We start from the raw sequence: 5,492 nt of genomic DNA, 5'->3' as shown, positions 1-5,492 counted from the left end.
ATTGTGGTGGTATATGGGGAAAAAGGAGAGATTTTGAAGGCGGAGAAAGTGATTATTCATTAAGATGCTACAGATATGAAGGTTTCATTAACTTTTCCAAAGTTTTCTTATGCTCCGTAGGGGAAACAATGAAACTTATTATGACTTCTTTTCACTTTCTTATATAAGCGTTTATTTTTTTTTCAAACACTTCTATAAGTTTGTTCATAATAGTATCAATCTGATGGTCTGTAAGAGTTTCTTTATCGGATTCTAAAGTAAAACTTATTGCATAAGATTTTTTATTGGATGGTATATTTTCTCCTTCGTAGACACTAAAGACATTTATTTTCTTGAGAAGAGAGGGTTCGGTTTCTTTTGCTATTTTTTCAATGTCTTGATAGAGTATTGTCTTGTCCACAACCAAAGATAAGTCTCTTCTCACTTCGGGGAATCGGGAAATTTCTTGGTATTCTATCGCAGGATTTGACATATGTATGAAAGATTCCCAATCCATTTCACCGAAAAAAACTTCTTGTTTTATATCTACTGATTTTATGTATTTTGTTTTTACTTTTCCTGCGGTAGCAATACATTTTGTTTCCACTAACCAATCAATCCCGTAGTCAAAAGCTTTATGTGTCGTGGGTTTAGTAGAATAATTTTGGATATTCAGCCGAGACAATACCTCTTGTATGGGAGCAGAAATATCATAAAAATCCATTGGTTCGGAGGGGGTTTTCCAATTTTCTTCTTGTTTATTACCCGTAATAAAAATCCCTATTTGTTGTTTTTCTTCATACATGCTTGTTTTTTTATATACTTTTCCAAATTCAAAGAATTTTAAGTTTTTTTGTCTGTGATTGATATTATGTGCAATAACTTCTAAGCCCGAAAAGAGTAAACTTTGCCTCATAACATCTAGTTCTTCGCTCAGTTTATTGAGTATGGATACATTTTCTTCTTTTTTATAAAGTTCTAAAGCTGTGTATTGAGAGGAGGTGAGGGAATTAGTAATAATTTCAAAGTATCCTTTTGCGGTCAAGAACTCCGCTATGTGTGTTTGGATTTTATGGGCATCTTTGGATGGAAATTCGGAGAGAAAACCGGCACTCATGTGAGTAGGCATCTCTATATTATCATATCCATACACTCGTAGTATCTCTTCTATAACATCTGCTTCTTGTTTTACGTCCACTCGGTAAGGAGGAATGGTGGCATTGAATCCTTTGTTGGTTTTTTCGGCTACTTCTATTTCCAAATTGTGTAAAATGGAAAAAATTGTGTCGGGTTCTATGTTTTTTCCTATGAGTCGTTGTATAGTATGAAAGCTCATTTGTATAGAAACGGAGGTTATTTTTTGTGGATATATATCTATAATTTCAGAAGTAATACTTCCTCCCGCTAATTGTTTTATCAATAGAGCCGCATATTTAAGAATTTCGACAGTTTTAGTAGGATCTATCCCCCTTTCAAAACGAAAAGAAGCATCGGTTTTGAGAGAATGCTTGAGAGCAGTTTTTCTAATATACTGAGGGTTAAAATAAGCCGCTTCCACAAATACATTAGTTGTCCCTTCGGTAATTTTAGAGGTCTCCCCTCCTAAAATACCACCAATACACATACCTTCTACTTGATTACATATTATAAGGTCTTCAGATGAGAGGATTCTTTCTTTTCCATCTAAAGTTTTGAAAGGAGTGCCTTCGGGGAGACACTTTACTATTACTTTATTTCCAATAATGGTATCAGCATCAAAAGCATGAAGCGGCTGTCCTAAGCCATGCAGGATATAATTTGTAATATCTACTACATTGTTAATAGGATGAATGCCAATAGCATTCAAATAGTTTTGCAACCACTCAGGAGAAGGTTGTATATGTATTCCATATAGGGTTATACCAGAGTAGCGAGGGCATGCTTCAGTATTTTCTACAATCACTTGTATCGGAGAAGAGGTGTTTTCTACGCGAAAGGCATCAGTATTGGGGAAAAAAAGTTTTTTTCCCGTGAGGGCTTTTAAGTCCCTTGCTACTCCGTAGTGAGATGCAGCGTCTATGCGGTTTGGGGTCAATCCTATGGTAAAAACAGTATCATTTTGGAATAAAAAAAAATCTGCTGCGGGACTCCCATTTTTGATATCTGCGTTGAGAACTTTTATTCCGCTTTGGTCTTCTCCCACTCCTATTTCATATTCGGAACAGAGCATGCCTTCTGATTCCACTCCTCGTATTTTTGTTTTTTGAATCGTCAGCGGATTTCCCTTTTTATTATAAATAGTAGTTCCTGGTAATGCAACTAATACCTTTTGTCCTTTTGCTACATTGGAAGCACCGCAAATAATTTGTAATAGTTCCCCCTCTCCAATGCTTACTTTGGTTAATTTGAGTTTATCAGCATGAGGATGTTTTGCACATTCTATCACCTCCCCTACCACAATTCCTTTTAAACTTCCTTTTATTCCTAATTCCTCTACTGATTCTACTTCTAACCCTAATTGTGTAAGTTGTTCCGATATTGTTTGAGGGGATTCGTTTATTGTAATATATTCTTGAAGCCAATTATAAGATATATTCATTTGATAATTTTGTATAGTTATGAAATAAAAAAAATAGAAATTAAAAGGAAACAAAAGCTATGACTTTTGTAATCTTATAAGATAATGAAGAAAAATTGTCATTTTAGAAAAATCCAAAACATTTTTCACAATATTTTTAAAAAAGTGTAAAATAGAATTATTTTTTTGTTTTTTATACATACAATACTATTTTTATGAAAAAATAATAAAAAGTAACAAAATTATCCATTACCATACAACATAATATAAATATTATTTAAAACATCTACATTTATAGATACAAAAAAGTAATACTATTTTTCAATTTTATATACATTTAAAATCCACCGCAATAATGAAAAAAAAAAAAATATGCATTTCCATTATTTTCTCTATTTGTATTATGTACCTTTTTCATAATTGTATTTTCGAAGATGCTATAGATGATAAAATAACAAATATAACAGTACGTTATAATAGTAGCAAGCCCCTCTATATTAAGGATACGATTCATCTCAAAGCAATTGCTGAAAATCAATACAATGAGTTTTTTACAATAGAAAATAACAAATGGTACGGATTTGATTCAACCATTGTGTCCGTAAAAAACAATATTGTTACTGCTTTATCCCGAGGATCAATAAGAATAAAAACACAATTTAACGGTATAGAATCTGAAGAAATAACACTCAACATTTTAGAAAGAGAAATAGTAGACACTATCCCTGCAAACATAGCTATAAATGGAAAACAAATCGTCACAGTAGGAGATACTACTTCTCTGAAAGCAACCGTTTATAATAAAACATCTTCTCCCATAATGAATGCAAAAGTAATATGGGTATCTCTTGATACTGCAAAAGCAACCATAAACACAAAAGGATTATTGATGGCAAAAAAAAGAGGACAAGTGTCTATTCGAGCATCTTCTGTTACTGCTCCTACTATACAATCTCTTTTTGAAATAATTATTACATCGGACAGCATTAATAACAGAGTAGATACTGTGGCTACTTTTGTGTCCATTACCGGCGCAAAAAATACAATAGAAATAGGAGAAACCTTAGCACTATCTGCAACAGCACTCAATTCTACACAACAAATTATTGCCAATAAGCCCATTACATGGTATTCTGAAAATCCAAGTATTGCATCTGTTTCCTCTACAGGATTAGTGACGGGTAAAACAAGCGGAATGGTTGTGATACACGCAAAAGCAAGTAATTATATTGCAAATTATACCTTAGCAGTATTGGAACAAAACAGAGTACCTGCATTAGACACGATTCCTGTGAGCATAACTATAAACGGAAGACAACTTATAGGAGGAGGAGATACTACTTCTCTGAAAGCAACCGTTTATAATAGAACATCTTCCACCATAATGAATGCAAAAGTAATATGGGTATCTCTTGATACTGCAAAAGCAACCATAAACACAAAAGGATTATTGATGGCAAAAAAAAGAGGACAAGTGTCTATTCGAGCATCTTCTGTTACTGCTCCTACTATACAATCTCTTTTTGAAATAATTATTACATCGGACAGCATTAATAACAGAGTAGATACTGTGGCTACTTTTGTGTCCATTACCGGCGCAAAAAATACAATAGAAATAGGAGAAACCTTAGCACTATCTGCAACAGCACTCAATTCTACACAACAAATTATTGCCAATAAGCCCATTACATGGTATTCTGAAAATCCAAGTATTGCATCTGTTTCCTCTACAGGATTAGTGACGGGTAAAACAAGCGGAATGGTTGTGATACACGCAAAAGCAAGTAATTATATTGCAAATTATACCTTAGCAGTAAATGCTATGCCCCAATCTTCTGTGGCAAGAGTAGAATTATCCGCATCTAAAAATTTTCTTACACCACAACAAACCCTCAGCATCTCTGCAAAAGTATATAATACCGCACAAACTCTCCTTACAGATAAAACAGTAATATGGAAATCCAGTAACAATAATATAGTATCTATCAGTAGCAATGGCATTGTGACAGCGGTATCAATGGGAACAGCAAATATCACAGGAACAGTAGATGGTATATCCAGTAACAATTTTAAAGTAAATGTTATATCAAAACTTACCCGAACAGCTTCTATGAATCCCGTAGGTCATTATGCAATGGGCGATATATCTATCACACAAATGAATAACGATTCTCTTTTGATAACGTTTCATAATAATTTAAACATAGATCCTGCTCTCAGTATAGAACTCCACCTGTCTAACTCTCAAACCAATATTTCAAGTGCAAAACTTGTATCTTCTCTTTCTAACGGAAGAAATGTAGGACCAAGAACGTTTACTATTTCTAATACTTTGGTAGATACTTATAATTATGCGGTTATATGGTGTCGTCCCGCAAATGTAAGGACAGGATACAGCACCATGTTCCAATGAAAATAAATAAACAATTATATATTATATCTTCAATTATAAATTACAATAAATTATGTCTGGATTAAATAAAGTTACATTAATTGGGCATCTTGGAGGTGACCCAGAGGTAAGACGTTTGGATAGTGGGAGAACAGTAGCTAATTTCTCTTTGGCTACAAGTGAAAAATACAAAAAAGAGAATGGCGAAGAAGTTACCAATACAGAATGGCACCGTGTGGTAGTATGGTCTCCTTTGGCAGAAATAGCAGAAAAATACCTCAAAAAAGGAAGTCAAGTATATGTAGAAGGTAAACTCAAAACAAGAGAATACGAAGCAAAAGATGGTACCAAAAGAAAAAATACAGAAATAGAAGGAAAACAAATGCTCCTATTAGGAAAAAGTGAATATGCATCTTCTGAAAATAAAGATTCATACTCTTCAAAATCAGAAAGCACTTCTTCTTATACAGATACATCCAATACTCCTGATAATGCCGATGATTTACCATTTTAGGTATCTCATCTCCTTGCTTTTTATCTCAACACTTTTATATGAGAGTGTCC

3 protein-coding genes are annotated in these 5,492 nt (G+C 33.4%); 2 read left to right on the top strand and 1 reads right to left on the bottom strand.

The window, feature by feature from the left end:
* Nucleotides 1-151 precede the first annotated feature (151 nt).
* Nucleotides 152-2,557, bottom strand: coding sequence for a phenylalanine--tRNA ligase subunit beta (gene pheT, locus QM536_09355; protein ID MDI9357215.1), 2,406 nt, complete (start codon nucleotides 2,555-2,557; stop codon nucleotides 152-154).
* A gap of 334 nt (nucleotides 2,558-2,891) precedes the next feature.
* On the opposite strand from pheT, the gene QM536_09350 reads away from it, so the two are divergent.
* Nucleotides 2,892-4,949, top strand: coding sequence for an Ig-like domain-containing protein (locus tag QM536_09350; protein MDI9357214.1), 2,058 nt, complete (start codon nucleotides 2,892-2,894; stop codon nucleotides 4,947-4,949).
* A 52-nt stretch (nucleotides 4,950-5,001) separates the two neighbouring features.
* Nucleotides 5,002-5,442: a single-stranded DNA-binding protein gene (gene ssb / locus QM536_09345; GenBank protein ID MDI9357213.1), complete on the top strand. Its 441-nt coding sequence runs from the start codon at nucleotides 5,002-5,004 to the stop codon at nucleotides 5,440-5,442.
* The last annotated feature ends 50 nt before the right edge of the window (nucleotides 5,443-5,492 follow it).

The sequence above is a fragment of the Chitinophagaceae bacterium genome (assembly GCA_030053935.1).
In the GTDB taxonomy this organism is placed as follows: Bacteria; Bacteroidota; Bacteroidia; order Cytophagales; family JASGCU01; genus JASGCU01.
Note: the sequence above shows the minus strand (reverse complement) of the source record. Positions and strands in the feature narration are given on the sequence as shown.